At 67.7% G+C, this 18,610-nt stretch carries 18 protein-coding genes and 1 pseudogene; 10 read left to right on the top strand and 9 right to left on the bottom strand.

Annotated features, from left to right (window positions below):
• Window positions 1-95: 95 nt before the first annotated feature.
• Window positions 96-1,697, top strand: coding sequence for an arylsulfatase (locus A9X04_RS02430; RefSeq protein ID WP_067917426.1), 1,602 nt, complete (start codon window positions 96-98; stop codon window positions 1,695-1,697).
• 13 nt (window positions 1,698-1,710) lie between these two features.
• Window positions 1,711-2,958: an FAD-dependent oxidoreductase gene (locus A9X04_RS02425; protein ID WP_082974756.1), complete on the top strand. Its 1,248-nt coding sequence runs from the start codon at window positions 1,711-1,713 to the stop codon at window positions 2,956-2,958.
• A gap of 469 nt (window positions 2,959-3,427) precedes the next feature.
• Here the strand turns inward: A9X04_RS02425 and A9X04_RS02420 are convergent, their stop codons facing one another.
• Window positions 3,428-4,012, bottom strand: coding sequence for a preprotein translocase subunit SecD (locus A9X04_RS02420; protein ID WP_369828910.1), 585 nt, complete (start codon window positions 4,010-4,012; stop codon window positions 3,428-3,430).
• Window positions 4,013-4,163: 151 nt separating this feature from the next.
• Here A9X04_RS02420 and A9X04_RS02415 point away from each other — a divergent pair, with 151 nt between their 5' ends.
• The 4 genes from A9X04_RS02415 to A9X04_RS02400 all read left to right on the top strand — a co-directional run bounded on the left by A9X04_RS02415 (window position 4,164) and on the right by A9X04_RS02400 (window position 8,087).
• Window positions 4,164-4,844, top strand: a complete 681-nt coding sequence (locus A9X04_RS02415; protein ID WP_067917377.1) for a TetR/AcrR family transcriptional regulator — start codon at window positions 4,164-4,166, stop codon at window positions 4,842-4,844.
• Between the two features lie 205 nt (window positions 4,845-5,049).
• Window positions 5,050-6,255 (top strand): cytochrome P450, encoded by a 1,206-nt coding sequence (locus A9X04_RS02410; protein ID WP_067917375.1) that lies wholly within the window; start codon window positions 5,050-5,052, stop codon window positions 6,253-6,255.
• A complete protein-coding gene (locus tag A9X04_RS02405) occupies window positions 6,252-7,088 on the top strand; it encodes a mycofactocin-coupled SDR family oxidoreductase (RefSeq protein WP_067917374.1) in 837 nt (278 codons plus the stop codon). Before A9X04_RS02410 ends, A9X04_RS02405 begins: the two co-directional genes overlap by 4 nt.
• A 30-nt stretch (window positions 7,089-7,118) precedes the next feature.
• Complete coding sequence (locus A9X04_RS02400; protein WP_067917418.1) at window positions 7,119-8,087, top strand: enoyl-CoA hydratase/isomerase family protein; 969 nt, start codon at window positions 7,119-7,121, stop codon at window positions 8,085-8,087.
• A gap of 160 nt (window positions 8,088-8,247) precedes the next feature.
• On the opposite strand, the gene A9X04_RS02395 is transcribed toward A9X04_RS02400, so the two are convergent.
• From A9X04_RS02395 to A9X04_RS30200, 4 genes and pseudogenes are all read right to left on the bottom strand, one after another.
• Window positions 8,248-9,612 carry an HNH endonuclease signature motif containing protein gene (locus A9X04_RS02395; RefSeq protein WP_067917372.1) on the bottom strand — a complete coding sequence of 455 codons (1,365 nt, stop codon included), beginning with the start codon at window positions 9,610-9,612 and terminating at the stop codon, window positions 8,248-8,250.
• A 105-nt stretch (window positions 9,613-9,717) separates the two neighbouring features.
• The gene (locus tag A9X04_RS02390) at window positions 9,718-10,842 is read right to left on the bottom strand and encodes a Xaa-Pro peptidase family protein (RefSeq protein WP_067917370.1); all 1,125 of its coding nucleotides are present in this window, start codon (window positions 10,840-10,842) and stop codon (window positions 9,718-9,720) included.
• The gene (locus A9X04_RS02385; RefSeq protein WP_067917369.1) at window positions 10,832-12,064 is read right to left on the bottom strand and encodes a Xaa-Pro peptidase family protein; all 1,233 of its coding nucleotides are present in this window, start codon (window positions 12,062-12,064) and stop codon (window positions 10,832-10,834) included. The genes A9X04_RS02390 and A9X04_RS02385 overlap by 11 nt, the downstream gene beginning before the upstream one ends.
• Window positions 12,058-12,195: pseudogene (locus A9X04_RS30200) on the bottom strand (cytochrome P450); the annotation flags it as partial. The gene A9X04_RS02385 and the pseudogene A9X04_RS30200, both read right to left, overlap by 7 nt.
• 190 nt (window positions 12,196-12,385) lie before the next feature.
• Here A9X04_RS30200 and A9X04_RS02380 point away from each other — a divergent pair.
• Complete coding sequence (locus A9X04_RS02380) at window positions 12,386-12,862, top strand: nitroreductase family deazaflavin-dependent oxidoreductase (protein WP_067917367.1); 477 nt, start codon at window positions 12,386-12,388, stop codon at window positions 12,860-12,862.
• 27 nt (window positions 12,863-12,889) lie between these two features.
• Here the strand turns inward: A9X04_RS02380 and A9X04_RS02375 are convergent, their stop codons facing one another.
• The 3 genes from A9X04_RS02375 to A9X04_RS02365 form a co-directional block, all read right to left on the bottom strand.
• Window positions 12,890-13,384, bottom strand: coding sequence for a DUF2231 domain-containing protein (locus tag A9X04_RS02375; RefSeq protein WP_067917364.1), 495 nt, complete (start codon window positions 13,382-13,384; stop codon window positions 12,890-12,892).
• A 35-nt stretch (window positions 13,385-13,419) separates the two neighbouring features.
• On the bottom strand, window positions 13,420-14,043 hold the full coding sequence (locus A9X04_RS02370; protein WP_067917363.1) for a hypothetical protein: 624 nt from the start codon (window positions 14,041-14,043) through the stop codon (window positions 13,420-13,422).
• Between the two features lie 119 nt (window positions 14,044-14,162).
• Window positions 14,163-14,987, bottom strand: coding sequence for a SigB/SigF/SigG family RNA polymerase sigma factor (locus A9X04_RS02365; RefSeq protein WP_067917361.1), 825 nt, complete (start codon window positions 14,985-14,987; stop codon window positions 14,163-14,165).
• A gap of 662 nt (window positions 14,988-15,649) precedes the next feature.
• Here A9X04_RS02365 and A9X04_RS02360 point away from each other — a divergent pair.
• The 3 genes from A9X04_RS02360 to A9X04_RS02350 all read left to right on the top strand — a co-directional run bounded on the left by A9X04_RS02360 (window position 15,650) and on the right by A9X04_RS02350 (window position 17,919).
• A complete protein-coding gene (locus A9X04_RS02360; protein ID WP_067917359.1) occupies window positions 15,650-16,549 on the top strand; it encodes an SDR family NAD(P)-dependent oxidoreductase in 900 nt (299 codons plus the stop codon).
• A 204-nt stretch (window positions 16,550-16,753) separates the two neighbouring features.
• The gene (locus tag A9X04_RS02355) at window positions 16,754-17,539 is read left to right on the top strand and encodes a heavy metal-binding domain-containing protein (protein WP_067917357.1); all 786 of its coding nucleotides are present in this window, start codon (window positions 16,754-16,756) and stop codon (window positions 17,537-17,539) included.
• Window positions 17,539-17,919, top strand: a complete 381-nt coding sequence (locus tag A9X04_RS02350; protein ID WP_067917355.1) for a DUF5073 family protein — start codon at window positions 17,539-17,541, stop codon at window positions 17,917-17,919. The genes A9X04_RS02355 and A9X04_RS02350 overlap by 1 nt, the downstream gene beginning before the upstream one ends.
• Window positions 17,920-17,939: 20 nt before the next feature.
• Here the strand turns inward: A9X04_RS02350 and A9X04_RS02345 are convergent, their stop codons facing one another.
• A complete protein-coding gene (locus tag A9X04_RS02345) occupies window positions 17,940-18,602 on the bottom strand; it encodes a cutinase family protein (protein ID WP_369807506.1) in 663 nt (220 codons plus the stop codon).
• Between the last annotated feature and the right edge of the window lie 8 nt (window positions 18,603-18,610).

Below are 18,610 nucleotides of genomic sequence, written 5' to 3'. Positions count from 1 at the left end.
CGTCTCGCGGGCGCGCATGGCGCCGCTCTGACAATAACGACGTGCCGTCGCGGCGGCATTCCGCCCCGCGGCCGGACCTGGCAGGATGCTTCAGCGTGAAGAGGCCCAACTTCCTCGTGATCGTTGCGGACGACCTCGGGTTTTCCGATATCGGCGCCTTCGGCGGAGAAATCGAGACACCCAACCTGGATCGGCTCGCCCACGCCGGCCTCCGGTTCACCGACTTCCATTCCGCGCCGGCCTGCTCGCCCACCCGGGCGATGCTGCTGACCGGAACGGACCACCACGTTGCGGGGATCGGCACGATGCTGGAGGTCGCGGGCCCCGGCTTCCGCGGCGCCCCGGGGTACGAGGGCTACCTCAACGACAGGGTGGTGGCCTTGCCGGAACTGCTGCGCGACGCCGGATACCTGACGTTGATGTCCGGCAAGTGGCACCTGGGCGCCACCATCGAGACATCGCCCTGGGCACGCGGATTCGAACGGTCGTTCGCGCTGCTGCCGGCCGGGGCCAGCCACTTCGGCGGCGGCGGGGCCCGGAGTTTCTCGCCGGTGCCAACGCTTTACACCGAGGACGACCGGTTCGTCACCGTCGGGGACGACTTCTATTCGTCGGACTCCTACACCGACAAGCTGTTGCAGTACCTGCGGGAACGCGCACCAGGCGACGACCGGCCGTTCTTCGCGTACCTGCCCTTCCAGGCGCCCCACTGGCCGCTGCAGGCCCCGGACGAATCCATCGCGAAGTACCGCGGCCGCTACGATGCCGGCCCCGACGCGCTGCGCGAGGAACGCCTGGCGGCTCTCAAGCGGCTGGGCCTGTGCCCTCCGGACGTCGAGCCGCACCCGGTCGTCGCCGACGGCGCCCCGGAGTGGGCCGACATGACCGACGAACAGCGTGCGGTGTCGGCCCGCAGCATGGAGGTCTACGCCGCCATGGTCGACCGGATGGACTGGAATATCGGCCGGGTGATCGACTTCCTGTCGGAGACCGGCGAACTCGACGACACGGTCGTGATCTTCCTGTCCGACAACGGTGCCGAGGGCGCAATCGTCGAAGCGATGCCGCTGGTCGGTCCCCGCATCGCCGAGCAGATCGAAAAGCATTGCGACAACAGCGTCGACAACCTCGGCCGGCCCTCCTCGTTCATCTGGTACGGGCCGCGGTGGGCGCAAGCCGCCACGGCGCCGTCGCGGCTGCACAAGGCGTTCACCACCGAGGGCGGGATCCGGGTGGTCGGTTTCATCACCTGGCCCGGATTCGACCGGCAAGCACAGATCGGCACCGCGTTCAGCACCGTGATGGACATCGCGCCGACGGTGCTCGAACTGGCGGGCGCCACGCATCCCGGGGCGGCGTATCGCGGGCGCGAAGTGGCACCGATGCGCGGCCGCTCTTTGGTGGGATACCTGTCGGGCGGCGCGGAAACGGTGCACGGCGCCGATACCGGCACGGGCTGGGAGTTGTTCGGACGCCGCGCCATTCGGCAGGGGGACTGGAAGGCGCTGCACCTGCCGGCACCGTACGGCCCGGGCAGTTGGCAGCTCTACGATCTGGCCTCGGATCCCGGAGAAATCCACGACCTGGCGGACTCGCACCCCGACAAGCTGGCCGACCTGCTGGCGTTGTGGGATCGCTACGTCGAGGAAAACGGCGTGATCCTCGACCCCGTCTCGGTGTTCGACCTCGAGCTGTGACGGGTGAGTTCTGATGGCTGAGACGACAGCTGAGACGACGACGTGCGCGATCGTCGGTGGCGGCCCGGCCGGCATGGTGCTGGGGCTGTTACTGGCCCGGGCGGGTGTCCAGGTGACCCTGATGGAGAAGCACGGCGACTTCCTGCGGGACTTCCGCGGCGACACCGTCCACCCGACCACGATGCGACTGCTCGACGAGCTGGGGCTGTGGGAACCCTTCGCGGCGTTGCCTTTCACCGAGGTCCGCACCGCGAAGCTCGAATCCGACGGGCGGTCGGTGACCTACGTCGACTTCGAGCGGTTGCGCCAGCCGCATCCCTTTGTCGCGATGGTGCCGCAGTGGGACCTGCTCAACCTGCTGGCCGATGCGGCACAGGCGGAGCCGAGCTTCTCGCTGCGGATGAACACCGAAGTCACCGGGCTCCTGTGGGACGACGGCAGGGTTGCCGGAGTGCGCTACCGCGGTCCCGACGGTCCGGGCGAACTGCGGGCGGAGTTGACCGTGGCCTGCGACGGCCGCTGGTCGGTCGCGCGCCGGGCGGCGGGGCTTGAGGCGCGCGAATACCCGGTGAAGTTCGACGTGTGGTGGTTTCGGTTGCCGCACAAGGAAGACACCGAATATTCGTTCCTGCCACGGTTGGGCCCGGGCAAGGGGCTCGCCGTGATCCCGCGCGAGGGCTATTTCCAGATCGCGTATCTCGGGCCGAAGGGCACCGACGCCCAGCTGCGGGCGCGCGGCATCGAGGCGTTCCGGCGCGACGTCCAAGAGCTGCTTCCCGATATGCCCGAATCGGTGGCGGCGCTGCAATCCATGGACGACGTCAAACACCTGGACGTGCACGTGAATCGGCTCCGTCGCTGGCACACTCGGGGGTTGCTGTGCATCGGCGATGCGGCGCACGCGATGTCGCCGCTGGGCGGCGTCGGCATCAACCTCGCCGTCCAGGATGCCGTCGCCGCCGCGACGGTGCTGGCTGAACCGCTGCGGCGGCACCGGGTCGGCCGGCGCGAACTCGCCGCGGTGCACCGCAGGCGCGTGTTCCCCACGGTGGTGACGCAACTGGTCCAGCAGGTGCTGCACCGGATGTTGCTCGGGCCGTTGCTGCGCGGTGCGGATCCCACGCCGCCGGCGGCGCTGCTCGGCCTGATGCAGCGGCTGCCGTGGCTGTCGGCCGTACCGGCCTACTTCGTCGGCGTCGGCGTGCGGCCCGAGCATGCCCCCGCGTTCGCGCGCCGCCCCGCCGCCGACCACGATGGCTGAGTCGGCTCCCCGAGAGGTTTGCTACTTAGCGACCTGGGGTAACCCCTTCGTGACAATTTGAGGTCGGGAAATCGGTCCTATCCGCGCAGCGCGGACGCCGCCTCTGGCGAGCCTTGGACCGAGAGGGGGCCAGAAATGGTGAATCTCAAGAAAATCGCAGGTCAAGCCGCCGTCGCCGGCGCGTTGAGCGCGGCGGCACTCGGTCTCGGTACCGGCGTGGCGCAGGCCCACCCGGGACCGTGGCCTCCGCCGGTCCCACCGGGTCCGCACGTGGTCGACGATGGTCACTGGAATCCGCTGCCGCCTGGGCAGGTCAAGCAGATTTGTCCCTGGCAGGCCCCGCCCGGCCATTGGATCGGCGGCCCGCACGGGGTTCCCTGCACCTGATCCCGGCGTAGTCGGCCTCGGGGCTGATCTCCGCAAGAATTCCCCTGGCGGAGACCCGAATACGCGGACGCCGGGCGCCGTGTCAGGCGGGCCGACCGGCCAGCTGGGCCAGTTGTGCGGCCCCCTCGGCCGTTTGGGTGGTCAGCGCGATGCGTCCGGAAGTGACCTGTTCTTCGATGATCGGCGCCTCGATGACGAGATTGTCGCGGATGAAGGCCACGTGGTCCTGCAGGTGGGCGCCGGTGTATGACGCCCATGCGGTCGCCGACGAGGGATCCAGGCTCAGGGTCACGTCGTAAAAACCCGCGGTCAGCGACCTCGGCGGGTCGACGTGCAGCAGCCCGAGTTGCATGGTCTCCGGGCCGAGCATGTACAACGTTGTTCGCCCGATGTCGCACGTGGTGAGCGGATCGGTCGGCGCCACGCCGTGATTCGGCTCGGTGGCCGGGCACTTCTGCGGGCTGGTCGGCTGCGACTTGTTGACCGGGCGAACCGGCAGCGGCGCGATTTTCACGATGGGTGCGGCCGGCGTCACCGGTGCGGTTGTCGTGGGTGCCGGGGTAGTGGTCGACGTGGTGGGCGCGGCCTGGTGCCGGGTCGCGTGGCAGGCGCACGTCAGCGCGCCGAGCAAGCCACTGCACGCCAGCCAGGCGGCCGTGACGCGCAATCGGCCACGCGTGGGCCGGTGCGTCACCGCGTCCACCGGGTCACCGGTCCGGCGTCGAATCATCCGGCCATTCTTCCAGCCCAATCGCACGGCAAACGGACCCTTACCGGCACTACGAATATAGAGTAGCGTCTCGAGCGGAGAGGACGCCATGGAGAAACGTCGCAAGCCTAATCCCGGTGAGCGCCGCCGCGACCTATGCGACGCGGCGATTCAGTTGTTGGCCGACGACGGGGCCAAGGGACTGAGCCATCTCAAGGTGGACCGCAAGGCCGAGGTCCCCGATGGGACGACGTCGTTCTACTTCCGCACCCGCTCGGCCTTGCTGCGCGCCGTGGCCGAGCGCCTCGCCGAGCTGGATCTCGCCGACCTGCAGTCCGTCGCCGACGACTCCGACGGCCGGGGGGACAACCCGTCGCCCTCGCGGCTGTCGCAGGTGGTCATCCGATCCGGGAACGAGCCGCAATTGTCCCGGACCAGAGCCCGGTACGAGTTGGCCATGCAGGCCGCCCGCGACCCGTCGCTGGCCGCCATCCTGCAGCGGGCCACCGACGAATTCACCAAGCTGCATCGCGAAATCCTGGTTCAGCTCATGCCGCACGGCGCGGACCTGGATCCCGCGGTAGTCGAGGATCTGAGCAATGTGACGCTGACGTTCATCAACGGCCTGCTGCTGCGGTTCGCGCACGGCGACCGGATCGTCGGCACCCCCGAGCGGCTCGACGGGATCCTTTCGGCGATCGCGGCCGGCATTCTGCGCAGCCCGCACCAGGGCCGGCTGACCGAGTCCGCAGGGCGGCGCCCGGTGCGGCGCGCCACGGCGACTGGGTGAGCACGGCATGGGGTCTTGCCAGACCATTCCCCGTATGGTTCTCTACGAGAATAGAGTTAAGCCACGCTGACGGGCGGATTTCGACCCAGCCCATGCGCAAGTCACAGCAAATGCAATTAAGCGGAGTGTATAAATTGCCCGATCCGGATCCGGCGCTGCCAGGTGGCGGGGATGCCCGGTAAAAGGCTCCCGTAGGAGGGATTTCGTGACGACGAGCACCGAGAGCCATGTGCGATTCGACCCGTACGACGTCGAGCTGATCGCCGACCCGTACCCGATGTTCGCGCGGCTGCGCGAAGAGGCACCGCTTTACTACAACGCCGAATACGACTTTTTCGCGGTGAGCCGATATGCCGACGTGAACAAAGCGCTGGTCGACCACGCGACTTTCAGTTCCGCCCGGGGCGCCATTTTGGAATTGATCAAGGCGAACCTCGAGATTCCCTCGGGGATGCTCATCTTCGAAGACCCGCCGATTCACGACGTGCACCGCAAGCTGTTGTCGCGCATGTTCACCCCACGACGGATCGCGGCGCTCGAGCCGATGATCCGCGACTACTGCGCCCAACTGCTGGACCCGCTGATCGGCTCGGGGCACTTCGACTTCGTCGCCGACCTCGGCGCACAGATGCCGATGAAGGTCATCAGCTCGCTGCTCGGCATCCCGGAGGACGACCAGGTGTACATCCGGGACCGCGGCAACGCGCAGCTGCGCACCGAGGCGGGCAAGCCGATGGCCGCGGCCGAGCACGGGCTGTCGGTGGGCGAGCAGTTCGAGGCCTACATCGACTGGCGCGCCGACCATCCGTCGGATGACATCATGACCGAGCTGCTCAACGTCGAATTCCTCGACGAGGCCGGCACCACGCGGCGGCTCACCCGCGACGAGATCCTGGTCTACCTCAACGTCGTGGCCGGCGCGGGCAACGAAACCACGACCAGGCTGATCGGTTGGGCCGGAAAGGTTCTCGCCGAGCACCCCGACCAGCGTCGCGACCTTGCCGCGCATCCCGAGCTGATCCCGCAGGCGATCGAGGAGTTGCTGCGCTACGAGCCGCCCGCCCCCCACGTTTCGAGGTATGTGACCCGCGACGTCGAGCTCTATGGCCGGACGGTGCCCGAGGGCAGTGTCCTGATGATGCTCATCGGTGCGGCCTGCCGCGACGAACGCCAATTCGGGCCCGACGCCGGCGAATTCAACATCCACCGGACCGTCCGCCCCCACCTCACCTTCAGTGTGGGCACCCACTTCTGCCTGGGATCGGCGCTCGCGCGCCTGGAGGGCCGGGTCGCGTTGGAGGAGATCTTGAAGCGATTCCCGGAGTGGGAGATCGACCTGGCCAATGCCACGCTGAGCCCGACGTCGACGGTGCGCGGCTGGGAGTGCATGCCTGCCCTGGTGCCCAGATGACCGGCCGCGTCGAGGGCAAGGTCGCGTTCGTCAGCGGCGCCGCCCGGGGCCAGGGCCGCAGCCATGCGGTGCGCCTGGCGCAGGAGGGCGCCGACATCATCGCGATCGACGTCTGCGGGCCGATCGAAAACCTGGCCTATCCCCACTCGACGCCGCAAGACCTGGCCGAGACGGCCGACTTGGTGAAAGCCCGGGACCGTCGCGTCGTCACCGCGCAGGTGGACGTCCGCGACTACGAGGGGCTCAAATCCGCGGTGGACGGGGGTGTGGAACAGCTCGGGCGGCTCGACATCATCGTCGCGAACGCGGGCGTGGGCACCGACGGCAGGAAGCTGCACAAGATTCGGGAGAACGTCTGGCAGGACATGATCGACATCAACCTGACCGGCGTCTGGCACACGGTCAAAGCCGGCGTCCCGCACGTACTCGCGGGCGGCCGGGGCGGATCGATCGTGCTGACCAGCTCGGTCGGCGGGCTCAAGGCCTATCCGAACACCGGCCACTACGTCGCGGCCAAACACGGCGTCATCGGCCTGATGCGTGCCTTCGCCGTGGAGCTGGGCCCGCACATGATCCGCGTCAACGCGGTGCTACCCAGCCAGGTCAGCACCACAATGGTGATGAACGACAATACGTTTCGACTGTTCCGCCCCGACCTGGAAAACCCGGGACCGGACGACTTCGCCCCCATTTCCCAGATGATGCACACCCTGCCCGTGCCGTGGATGGAACCCGCTGACATCAGCAACGCGGTCCTGTTCCTCGCCTCTGACGAATCGCGTTATGTCACCGGCGTTTCGCTTCCCGTCGACGCGGGCAGCTTGCTCAAATAGGCGCACGTTCAAGAGAAGGTGGAGAAGACCATGCCCGAGTACGACTACGAAGAAATGAAGAAGGAAGCCGAGCGGTTGATCAAGTTCGAGAAGGACAAGAAGAACCGGATCGCCTACATCACCTTCAACCGACCCGAGGAGCTGAACTCCACCACCCTGGGCATGCGGCAGAACTACGCCGACCTGATCCACAAGTGCAACGTGGACGACGACGTCAAGGTTGTCGTGATCCGCGGCGAGGGTGAGGATTTCGGGAGCGGTGGCGATCTGCCCGAACAGCGGGGAATGCTGGAGAACCCCGGGATGCCGCTGCTGCACGAGCTGGCGATCAACGACGACGACGTCAAGTACCCGCCCGGCGGGTCCTACCGCTACCTGTCGACGGTCACCGACTTCTACGCCAAGGCCCGCGCCGGAAACCGCCCGCTTCAGGAGCTGCGCAAGATCAGCATCATCGAGGCCAAGGGCTATTGCTACGGCTGGCATTTCTACCAGGCCGGCGACGCGGACCTGGTGGTGTCCTCCGACGACGCCCTGTTCGGGCACCCGGCCTTCCGCTACGTGGGCTGGGGCCCGCGGCTGTGGTGGTGGGCCGAGACGATGGGCCTGCGCAAGTTCTCCGAAATGCTGTTCACCGGGCGCCCGTTCACCGCCAAAGAGATGTACGAATGCGGCTTCATCAACAGCGTGGTGCCCCGGGAGAAGCTGGAAGAAGAGACGCTGAAGTACGCGATGGCGTGTTCGCGCTCCCGGCCGACCGACACGGTCGCGGTGCAGAAGACCTTCCTGGAGCTCTACAAACAGCACAAAGGCGAATACTTCGGCAGCCTGCTCACCGGCATGGTCGAGGGCATGCTCCCGATGATCACCAACGACGCAGAAGAGGTCGACCTGACCGCGGGCACCTTCGAGAAGGGCCTGAACAATGTGGTCAAGGACAACGACCTGAATTTCCCGCCGGAGTGGCGTCTGAGCCGCTCCGGACGTGCGAAGCCCTGACCCATTGGACGGGCTGGGATGTCGGCGCTGACGGGGTTCCGACGGCGATGTCGCCGGCGACAGCACGGGCCCCACAACGCCGCTCTCACGGTCGAATACGCCAAGCCGGCGTCCGGCTTGCCCATCGATCTGTTCGTCAAGTTCTCGCGCGACCGCTGAGCTAAGCCGCGTCATCGTCATCGTCGCGCAGCAGCTTCTCCGGATGGTGAAAAGTGTTGGTGCGTGGCCGGTCCCTGTCCAGGTGGGGCGGTGGTATCCATTCGGTGTCGCCCCTGGCGTTCTTGCGGGTTGTCCAACCGCCGGGTTTGAGCATGCGGTGGTGAGCGCCGCAGGCGAAGGTGAGGCCGTCAATGTCGGTGCGGCGGCACTTGACCCAGTCGGTGACGTGGTGGACCTCGGAGAGATAGCCAGGCACGGTGCAGCCGGGTGCCGAGCAACCACGGTCCTTGGCATACAACATGATCCGCTGGCCGCGCGAGGCGAGCCGCTTGGTGTGGTACAGCGCCAACGCTTTGCCCTTGTCGAAGACGGCCAAGTATTGGTGCGCGTGGCGGGCCAGCCGGATGACATCGCTCATCGGCAGGGTGGTGCCGCCGCCGGTCAGGCCGCGTCCGGCGGCCGACTCGAGCTCTTGCAGCGTCGTGGTGACGACGATGGAAGCCGGCAACCCGTTGTGCTGACCCAGCTTTCCCGAGGCCAGCAACGCACGTGACGCCGCCAGCAGCGCGTCATGGTTGCGTTGGGCGGCACTACGGGCGTCGCGGTCGATCGCCTCTTGCGTCGGTGTCCCGTCGACGCAGGGCGTGTCATCCAGCGGGTTACACATGCCGGGTGCCGCGAGTTTGGCCAGCACCGCTTCCAGGGTGGCGCGCAGTTCGGGGGACAGCATGCCGCGCAGCTCGGACATACCGTCGGGGCTCTGCTTGCCCAGCGTGAGACCGCGCCGCCGGGCGCGGTCTTCATCGGTGTAGGTGCCGTCGGGGTTCAGGCAGTCGGCGACGTGATCGGCCAGCTCGGCCAATTGTTCGGGGCGATACTGCGTTCCGTGCGTAGCCAGGTCCGCCTCGACGGCCTGGCGGGTGGCGAAGTCCACCCATCCCGGCAGATGATGGAAAAACCTGCGGATCACGGCCACTTGCCCGGCGCCCAGCTTTCCTTCGCGTTGGGCGGCAGCCGTCGCCGGCAAGAGCGGCTCCAGAGGCTCGCCGGTCAGGCCGAAACGCGGCCCGAGGTCGGTCGCCTCCTTGATGCGCCTCGACGCTTCGGCGCGGCTGATCAACACCGATTCGGCGATCGCATGGGACAGCTTTCCGCCGAGTTCTTCGGGAGTGGCCCGGCGGGCCAGGCTGTCGATCAGCGGGTGCTCGATGGCCGGTAGTTGTCGGCGTGCCCCTTCACTGCGTTCCAGCATTGCCAGCTGCTGCGAGACGGTCATCGCGTCCACGGGCAACGCGCGGGCGCGAGCCAAGACTGCATCAAGGTCGTCGAACACCGCGTCGACATCTGGATGACTGCTTGGACTCATACCGCCAAACTAGCCACCCCTACCGACAAAAATGGCCTCGTAGAGGCCACTGAAGCCAAAGTGACACAAGTGATTTCCGCGGTCCGGCGGAGGGCTGGGTAGTGATCAGGTGCCGTCCCACACCGGGCTGGTCGTCATCACCTCTGCGCCGCCCTCGGTAATGTGGACCGTGTCCCGGCGGAACACCGCCCCGACGCCCTCCTGCCAGACGTACGCGGTGATCGCCAGCACCATGCCCGCCTCCAGCTGGTCCCGTTCGCCGGCGGCCACCAGCGTTTGCGACACCACGGGTGGATCGAACCCCAGCCCCAAGCCGTGTGCGATCGGCGTCGGTGGAATCGGTTCGCCGGCCGCCTGATAGGCCGTCACCAAGTCGGAGGTGGGCGCGCCGGGTTGACAGGCCGCAAGCATGTTGTCGTACAACACATCCGAGCGACCGAATAGCTCGCGGATAGAGCTGTCGACGGTATCGCCCGCCGGCCAGGTTCGACCCACTTCCGCGACGTAGCCGTTGGCCAACGCCCCGGCCGCGAACGCGACCAGGTCGCCCGGCCGCACCTCACCCGAATCGGCGCGCCGCCAAGGACGTTCCTCCGACGTGACCCAGGCGGCGTCCTGGGTGGCCGGTGTGCTGACCCCGCCCGCAGCCATGGCCTCCATCATCGCCGCGGCCAGCGTCCGCTCCGGCACCCCGGGCCCGAATTCGCCGAGGGCGGCGGTCAATCCGCGTTCGGAGACCCGCAGCGCGGCGGCCATCGCCACGATCTCGTCGGCAGTCTTGACCCGCCGCGCCGCCCGCATGGCCGGTTCGGCGTCGACGATGTCGGCGTTGGGAAAGGCTTCGGGCAGCAACGCGGCGAAAGTCGGTGTGATCGCGTCGGTTCCGACGCGCCGTGCCGTGTCGGCGCCGTCGATCTTCTTCAGCACGTCGATCAGGGTCATCGGGTTCCACGCCAATCCGTAAAGGTGATCGTGCCCGATCTCTTCCGGGACGCCCGCGTCGTCGGTGCTGTTGAGGTAGATGTCCGCGGTGGCGCGCACCAGCACGCACATCGGACCGAACGGCCGCGTCCCGGCGATCCACAGCTGCGGGGCGCCGGTGACGTAACGAATGTTGGCCTGCCGCCCGAGCACCAGGATGTCGAGTCCGTGTGCATCCATTTGGGCCAGCGCGCGTTCCCGACGGCCCGTCCGCAGCGCGTACGCGTCGGGTAGTAGGTCAGTCGCCATAGGGGGAGTAGGGGTAGTCGGTGATCGGCTGGTAGCCGTCTTCGGTGATCACCACGATCTCCTCACTGCGATAGCCGCCCGTGCCGTCCTCCCACACCACGGGCTCCAGAACCAGAACCATCCCGGGCGGGAAGACGAAGTGGTCGTCGAACTCTTCACCGAGATCCGTTCCGATCATGGGGGCTTCGGCGGGATAGGTGCCGATGCCGTGCCCCAGGTAGAAGTGCGGCAACCACGGTTTGCGGCCGCCATTGGCGGCGATCGCCGCGCGCGCCAGATCACCCGAGCTGACCCCTGCTTTGGTCACCGCGAGCACGGCATTCAGGATGGTCCGCCATTGCCGGAACTGGTCCTGCTGCCGCGGCGTGGGCCGTTCGCCGACCACCCAGGTCCGGCCGAAGTCCGAGCAGTACCCGAGGTAGGTGATGCTGATATCGGTCCACAACACGTCACCGGCGGCGAGCTCACGATCGGTGGGCAGCAGCGGCAGCGCAAGGTCGCCATGTGTCGTCCACACCCCCGCTTCCCGTGAACTCGGCATCACCTGCCAGATGGCTTCCAGCATGTTCGTGGTGGCGCCGAGCTCGAATGCGCGACGGACCAGCGTGGCCGAGAGCGCGGTCTGCCGCACCCCCGGCACCAGGGCCCGCTGCACGTCCACGATGGCTTGTTCGGTGATGCGGGCTGCGCGGCGCAGGCAGGACAGCTCGTCTCGCGTCTTCACCAGTTGCGCGTCGGCGAGCACGATCGCCGCATCCGTCGGGGCGCCAGCGGGGAACAACGTACGGCCGGCCCTGCGCATCGCCCCGGTCAGCTCGTCGACGGCGACATTCGCGCCCGGCGGGATCAGCCCGGCCAGCTCACGCGCGAATTGTTCGACGCCGTGGTCGAATTCGAGGTAGACGGGACCGTGCAGATGATCGTCCGGGACGGGCGACTCCGCGGACGCCCCACCGCGGAACGGCATGAACAGGTGCGGGTGTTCGTCGTCGGCGAGCACCACGGCCACCGGGCGCTCCACGTGTGACAGCCCGGCGTCCAGCAGCGGCCAGCTGGCGCCGGTCGCGTACCCCACATACCCGTTCATCAACAGGATCAGTGCGTCGACGCCGTGGTCGGCCATCGCGGACCGCAGCCGCGCCCCGATTTCGGCCCGCATGCGGACCCGGTCCGGCTCGTCGGGAATCTCGATCAGGGAGCCGGCCCGACCCGGCTTCACCATGTCACCGGAAGCTCGTAGAGGCCATACGCCAGCGCGTCGTGTTTGAACGGCAATTGGTCCAGCGGCACCGCGAGCCGCAGCGTCGGGAGGCGGCGCAGCAGGGTGGGCAGGACGATCTGCAGTTCGACCTCTCGGAGCGAGCGATCCGCTCGGCGGTCATCGCCTCAGTGAACACCGCGAAACCGATTAAATCAAGCGATTTATTTAGCGCGCGTGGCGGCCGGCGCGCTATGAAGCGTCCGGATCCCCAATCCCCGGCCCTTCAAGGCGATTTCATTGCTCCGACGCCCGGGCGGGGCCGCGCGGGAATACAGTCTTCGTATGAATCCGCTGCAGCGGGTGGCTCGCAATCCGGCGGCCTACCGCAGGCTCGTCCTGAATGGCCGGCCGGTCGCTGAAGGGCTCGAGGCACTGCTGCGGTTCGCGACCAACGGGCGGCTCGGAGTTCTGGATCTCGCCGGTGTGCCCAACGTTCAGGTCACGACGTCGGGTCGCAAAACCGGGCTGGCGCGCACGGCGACGGTGCAGTACGTGCCCGTCGAGAACGGGTTGTTGGTGGTCGGCTCCAACTGGGGCCGCGATCGCCACCCGTCGTGGTCGGCGAATCTGAAGGCCACGCAACGGGTTACCGTCCGCAGGCGCGGTCAGCGTTTCGTCGCGACGGTGCGGTTGCTCACCGGCGAGGAGCGCGACGAGGCGTGGTCGACGGTGCTGGCGCACTGGCCGAACTATCAAGTCGCCCAGGATCGCGCGGGTGGGCGGCAATTCCGGCTGTTTTTGCTCACGCCCACCGCATAGGCGCCCGCCTAGGTGTACCGGCGACCGCTACCCCGCGTGATGGGATTGTTGCAGGCGGGCGATTTCGCCACCCCAAACCGATTGGGCCCCAGCATCACCCACGCGGTAAATCTGGACCATCGATGAGATGGCGACGGCGAGCACCAGTATCGCGATAGTCGCCCGGACGACCACGCGGCTCTTGTCCGAGCGGCGTTCGATCAGCCGCATCACCACCAGCACCAGCGCGGCCGCCAGCAGCGCGGCCGAGGAGTAGGTCATCGTGGCGCCCAGGGTGGCGTGCTTCTGCAGGATGGCGCTGGGTTTGGCCCTCAGGTCGTAAAGCCATTCCCCGGCGTCAACCGTGATCGGCGTCAACACCATGGTGGCGACAGCCGATATCAATGTGAGCCACAACAGTGGGCCCCGGCGCGCCGTCGGCCAGAACACGCACACGATCTCCAGCACGGCGGTCAGCGGTACCAGCACCACCACGAAGTGCAGCAGCAGGGCATGGGCGGGCAGGCCGTTGATGACGGTCATCGGGCTCCTCGGTGTGTTGGGCGATCAACCGGGGCTCAGCCGCCGAGCCCCTTCTTGATGGCCGCGTCTTGTTTCTGGCCCACGTCGTTGACGAAGTCGGCAGGGGCAAGCGTGTCGGGCGGCCCGTCGAATTCCAGCGTGACGAACGCCTTGCCCTCGGTGAACAGCAGTATCGTCACGCCCTTGCTCTTGTCCGGGGAATTGCCCATCAACGTCGTTCCACCCGTGCCCACGTTGGCGGCTTGGGTAGTCGGGTTCTTGATCACGTCACCCTGCGCGCCCTTGGCCGTGTTCAACGCGTTCGTGGCGGCGTCGGGGTCCGCGAGCACCTGGATCGTGTCCTTGATGACGTGGCTGCCGTCCTCGTCTTTGAATGTCGTCGCGACGCCGGGTTGACCGTTCGGGTTGCTCGTCGGCGGGGTGGCGGTGAACGGGATTGGCGCGTTGATGTCGCTCGCCTGGATCAACAGCCCGACGTACTGGTTCGCCTGCGCGGATGCCGACGACGTCGGTGTAGAACTGGGTGCGCTGGTGGCCGAGCTGGACGCCCCCGACTTCGACGGGGTTGACGTCGTCGAATGCTTGCCGCACCCTGCTATCGCCACTGCCAGCGCCGCCGCCGCCGCGACACCCGCGGTCGCCGTCCGTGAAGTCGTCATCGCTCGAGCTCCCTTCCAGGCCGCCTCCGGCGCCACCGTCGAGTTCGTTCCCGAATCGCACAGTACATTGCGGCGCGGCACCACCGTGGCGCCGAAGGCCCCTGGGGGAGGTGAAGGCGCTAATCCAGTTGGTCGCGCAGGCAGCGCAGGGTGCTGGCCAGGATGCGGGAGACCTGCATCTGCGAGACCCCGATGCGCTCGGCGATCTGGCTCTGCGTCATGGATTCGAAGAATCTCATGCGCAAGACCTCGCGTTCGCGCTCGGGGAGCGCGGCAACCAGGACGCGCAGCGCTTCCCGGTTGGTGATGTGTTCGATCTGCGGGTCGATGCCGCCGACCGCGTCCGCGACCAGTCGCGGCGTGCCCGAGCTGTCGGTGCCCACCGGCGCGTCCAGGGAATCCAGGCGGTAGGCGTCGCTCGCCACGAGGCACTCGACGATCTCCTCGCGGGGGACCTCCAGCGCTTGCGACAGCTCGCCCGCGGTGGGCGCGCGCCCCAGCTTCTGGGCCAGATCGCCGGTCGTCCTGCTGATCTGCACGTGCAGTTCACGCAGCCTCCGCGGTACCCGCATGCCCCAGCTGTAGTCGCGGAAGTACCGGCGAACCTCGCCCATCATGGTCGGGACCGCGAAGCCGATGAAGCTGGGCCCCTTGTCGGGATCGAACCTGTTGATGGCGTTCATCAGCCCCAGTCGCGCCACCTGGATGAGGTCATCGAGCCCCTCGCCGCGGCGCGCGAAATGGCTGGCCACGTGGTCGGCCAAGGGCAGGCATCGGGTCACGATCCGTTCGCGCTGGCGACGATATTCGTGCGACTCGGCCGGCATCTGGCGCAGCAGGACGAACATCTCGACCACGTCGTCGTAGGAGTCGTCGGCTTTCTTGTCACGGCACGGAGCCGCTGCGGTGGAAGCGGGACGGTCGGGAGCAATCACATTGGTCATCGGCGCACGCGCCCGTTCTCGGCGCGGCTGATCCTGAAAGCTTTGGTACACAAACATTTCTGCATTACTGACTCACTCCTCTGAGTCGTGTGCAGCGAGACTGGCAGCTATGCGCACAGTCGCCTCACTGCACCTGTATCCGCAGGACTGGTCGTTCATCGAACGCGCGGGGTTACCGACGGGAGATGACTCGGGTGTTGATCGCCGGAGCCATGTCAAGCTCAGTAGCCGTGCGGCTGACTCGCCGCTTTGAGCTAAACGGCGACACGTCCATAACGGACTTCATTTGCGACTATACGCCCCATCGCATGGGCCCGCGATCGCTTACCGCATGGGCGGCCCGGGCTCGTTCGCAACCGATTCCACCGCGACGTCGGCCGCATGGGAGCGATTGCCGACGTATGTGCAGGCCAGAGGCCGGACTGGTGGTCCGGCGCACATCGCGGCGATGCCCGGGCGGATGGCCGGCGATGATGTTTGCGGTGGGCACACCCGGTGCCGCTTGCCCACGTTGGCGGGGTTCGCCCGGCAGCAAAGTGCTGACCGTGGTTCTCATTTGTGTCCAGGCTGGGTACTGTTCGCCTAATGTTCGTGACCGAGCCCGCGCGACCGGCACTCGATCTTTACCGAGAGCGCTTATCGCGCAACGTATTACGACGCCCATGGAGGTGAGCGGCGACGGGCGCCTGCTGGATGGGCGGGGCGTGGTGGTGGCGGGCGGCAGCCGTGGGATCGGCCGCGCGGTCGCCGAACTGCTCTGCGACCTGGGGGCCGGCGTGGTCGTCAACGGGCGCGACGGGCACGCGGTCGAGGAGACGGTCGCCGCGATCACGGCGGCGGGCGGACATGCCAGCGCGGTGGTCGGACACGCCGACGAGGAGCGCATCGCCGCTACCCTCGTCGACGACTGCGTGCGCACCCATGGGCGGCTGGACGCCATGATCAACTGCGTCGGGATCGCCGAACCGCCCGGCTCCTCGATCCTGAACATCTCGCCCGAAGACTTCGATCGCCTGGTCAGCGCCCACCTCGGTTCGGCGTTCCACACGTCGCGGGCGGCGGCACGCGTCATGGCGGCGCAGGGACACGGTGCCATCGTCAACACGAGCTCGGTGGCGTTCTTGGGCGACTACGGCGGCACCGGCTACCCCGCGGGCAAAGGCGGGGTGAACGCGCTGACCATGGCCGTCGCCGCCGAGTTGAAGGCGCACGGCGTGCGGGCCAACGTCGTGTGTCCCGGCGCCCGCACGCGCCTGTCGACGGGCGCCGAGTACGAGGAGCACATCGAGGACCTGTACCGCCGCGGCTTGCTGGACGACATGACCATGCGGGCCTCGTTGGACAGCGCCCCGCCGGCCTTCGTGGCCCCGTTGTATGCCTACCTCGCGAGTGACCTCGCGCAGGCCGTGACGGGCCAGATCTTCGTCGCCGCAGGCGGATTCGTCGGTCGCTTCGACCGGCCGACCCCGCGGGTGCTCGGTTACCGCGACCACCATGACGCCGGCCCCTGGGCGGTCGGCGATGTGCACGAGATGATCGCCGCCGCCCAAGCCGCGCCCTGAGGCGCGGGGCGACAAGGGCGGCCGGACGCCACGGCGGCAGCAAAGTGCATCGGGTCACCGCACGGCCCGGCGTGCGCGAGCCGGGTCCGGCGCTCGGGCCACCCATATTTCGCCACGGCTCCACCGGAAAGTCGCACGTTATGGGTGTGCGCGGCGGCCCGGCCGCCTACGCTGTCCTGCGAACCGCAGGAGGGCGTCTTGACAATGCAACCGAACCCGCTCGACCCCGTCGCCAGCGAACGGCTCTCGCACGCAGGTAAAGTGTTCACATCCGATCTGTCGATCAACGAATTCGCCTTGCTGCATGGGGCCGGGTTCGAACCGATCGAACTCGTGATGGGCGTCTCGGTCTACCACGTCGGCTATCAGTTCACCGGCATCCGCCAACAATCCGAACTGCCGGTCCTCACCGACGCGACCTACCGGGCGCGCTGGAATGCCATGTCGCGGATGCAGGCGGAGGCGGACTCACTGGGCGCCGACGGTGTGGTCGGCGTCCGCCTCGAATGGCGGCATCAGGGGGAGGGCGAGCACCTGGAGTTCATCGCGGTCGGAACCGCGGTGCGATACACGCCGCAGCCGGGCGCCTATCGGCGCCCCAACGGTCAGGCGTTCACCAGTCACCTGTCCGGCCAGGACCTGACGACCCTGCTGCGATCGGGGTTCGCCCCCGTCGCGTTCGTGATGGGCAACTGCGTGTTTCACGTTGCGGTACAAGGCTTCCTGCGCACGCTCAGCCAGGTCGGACGCAATGCCGAGATGCCGCAATGGACGCAGGGCAGCTACCAGGCCCGCGAGCTGGCGATGTCACGCATGCAGAGTGAGGCCGAGCGCGACGGCGCAAGCGGTGTCGTCGGAGTGCATTTCGCGATCTCGAACTACGCGTGGGGTCACCACACCGTCGAGTTCTACGTGGCCGGCACCGCGGTGCGCCGCGGCGGTGAGGCGCAAACGCTGACACCGTCGTTCGTCCTGCCCATGAGCGATTGATGACGGGCCTCGATCACGATCGGGTCGGCCGGGTCGTCGGAACGGCCCTGGCCGGACCGGGGGGAGTCGGGCTGGTGCTCAAGGTGTTTTCCGGGGTTCCGGGCGTGATCCTCGTTCCCGCGCGGCGCGGCTTCTTCCGGTCGCAGCCGGAGCGGGTGCAGATCGGCGACTGGCGGTACGAGGTGACGGCCGACGGTCGCGTGAGCGCCGCGCATGTGGTGAACGGCATCGTCCTGGCCGAGGAGGTCCTGGCCGCCGGCGCCGTCGGACCGCATATCGCCCGCGCGCTCGGGCAGTTGGTGAGAAATTACGGTCCGACGGTCATCCCGAACATCGACGCCGCGCTCGAGGTCCTCGATGCCGGGTCCGGGCCGCGCTGACCCCGCAGTCCAGGGCCGGGCTAGAGGCGGCCGGCGGCGAAATCCGCCGCCTGGTCGACCATGCCCGCTTCGACGTACTGCCGGTGTGCCGCGGGGTTGACGGCGTCCGAGCAGACCGGGTCGCCTGGCACGCACAGTTCGATGGTCTTGGCCGCATACGGCGGGCCGATCGTCACGGGCGGTTCGTTGATGATGCTCATGAACTGGTTCGACGGCGTTCCGAAGAGCGCCACCGCGGCCACGTGGTTGGCCACCTCGGCCGGCATCGGCTGCAGCGCCTGGACCAGGTGCACGCCGTCCGGGACCGCGCTTTCGGTGACGAAACCCATCACGGCCGCACCCTGGGAGTATCCGCCCAGCACCATCCTGGTCCTCGGGCACGAGACCGCCATGTGCTCGACGTGGGCGCCCGCGTCGCTGATGCCGTCCACGGCCCTGGGGAAGTCGGTGGTCGCCGGGTAGTCGACGGGATACACGCCCAGGGACCTACCGCCCACGTGTGAGCGCAGAGAGTCGACGAAACTCTGGCCGATACGGCCGACGCCGGGCGGCTCGTTGGTACCCCGGGCGAACACCACCTCGACATCGGGGCATGGCTCGGCGACCCCGATCGGTGCCACCGGCAGCGACCAAAAGGGCGCCAGCGCAGCACAAATCAGACCGCAGAGGGTATGCGCCTTCACAGCGTGAT

It is taken from the genome of Mycobacterium sp. E3247 (assembly GCF_001667785.1).
Lineage (GTDB): Bacteria > Actinomycetota > Actinomycetes > Mycobacteriales > Mycobacteriaceae > Mycobacterium.
Note: the sequence above shows the minus strand (reverse complement) of the source record. Positions and strands in the feature narration are given on the sequence as shown.

Bases quoted from the DNA above. Each gene is read 5' to 3' on its own strand.
- A9X04_RS02425 (WP_082974756.1), top strand. From the start codon at position 1,711: ATGGCTGAGACGACAGCTGAGACGACGACGTGCGCGATCGTCGGTGGC.
- A9X04_RS02415 (WP_067917377.1), top strand. From the start codon at position 4,164: ATGGAGAAACGTCGCAAGCCTAATCCCGGTGAGCGCCGCCGCGACCTA.
- A9X04_RS02405 (WP_067917374.1), top strand. From the start codon at position 6,252: ATGACCGGCCGCGTCGAGGGCAAGGTCGCGTTCGTCAGCGGCGCCGCC.
- A9X04_RS02400 (WP_067917418.1), top strand. From the start codon at position 7,119: ATGCCCGAGTACGACTACGAAGAAATGAAGAAGGAAGCCGAGCGGTTG.
- A9X04_RS02395 (WP_067917372.1), bottom strand. From the start codon at position 9,612: ATGAGTCCAAGCAGTCATCCAGATGTCGACGCGGTGTTCGACGACCTT.
- A9X04_RS02390 (WP_067917370.1), bottom strand. From the start codon at position 10,842: ATGGCGACTGACCTACTACCCGACGCGTACGCGCTGCGGACGGGCCGT.
- A9X04_RS02385 (WP_067917369.1), bottom strand. From the start codon at position 12,064: ATGGTGAAGCCGGGTCGGGCCGGCTCCCTGATCGAGATTCCCGACGAG.
- A9X04_RS02380 (WP_067917367.1), top strand. From the start codon at position 12,386: ATGAATCCGCTGCAGCGGGTGGCTCGCAATCCGGCGGCCTACCGCAGG.
- A9X04_RS02375 (WP_067917364.1), bottom strand. From the start codon at position 13,384: ATGACCGTCATCAACGGCCTGCCCGCCCATGCCCTGCTGCTGCACTTC.
- A9X04_RS02370 (WP_067917363.1), bottom strand. From the start codon at position 14,043: ATGACGACTTCACGGACGGCGACCGCGGGTGTCGCGGCGGCGGCGGCG.
- A9X04_RS02365 (WP_067917361.1), bottom strand. From the start codon at position 14,987: ATGACCAATGTGATTGCTCCCGACCGTCCCGCTTCCACCGCAGCGGCT.
- A9X04_RS02360 (WP_067917359.1), top strand. From the start codon at position 15,650: ATGGAGGTGAGCGGCGACGGGCGCCTGCTGGATGGGCGGGGCGTGGTG.
- A9X04_RS02355 (WP_067917357.1), top strand. From the start codon at position 16,754: ATGCAACCGAACCCGCTCGACCCCGTCGCCAGCGAACGGCTCTCGCAC.
- A9X04_RS02350 (WP_067917355.1), top strand. From the start codon at position 17,539: ATGACGGGCCTCGATCACGATCGGGTCGGCCGGGTCGTCGGAACGGCC.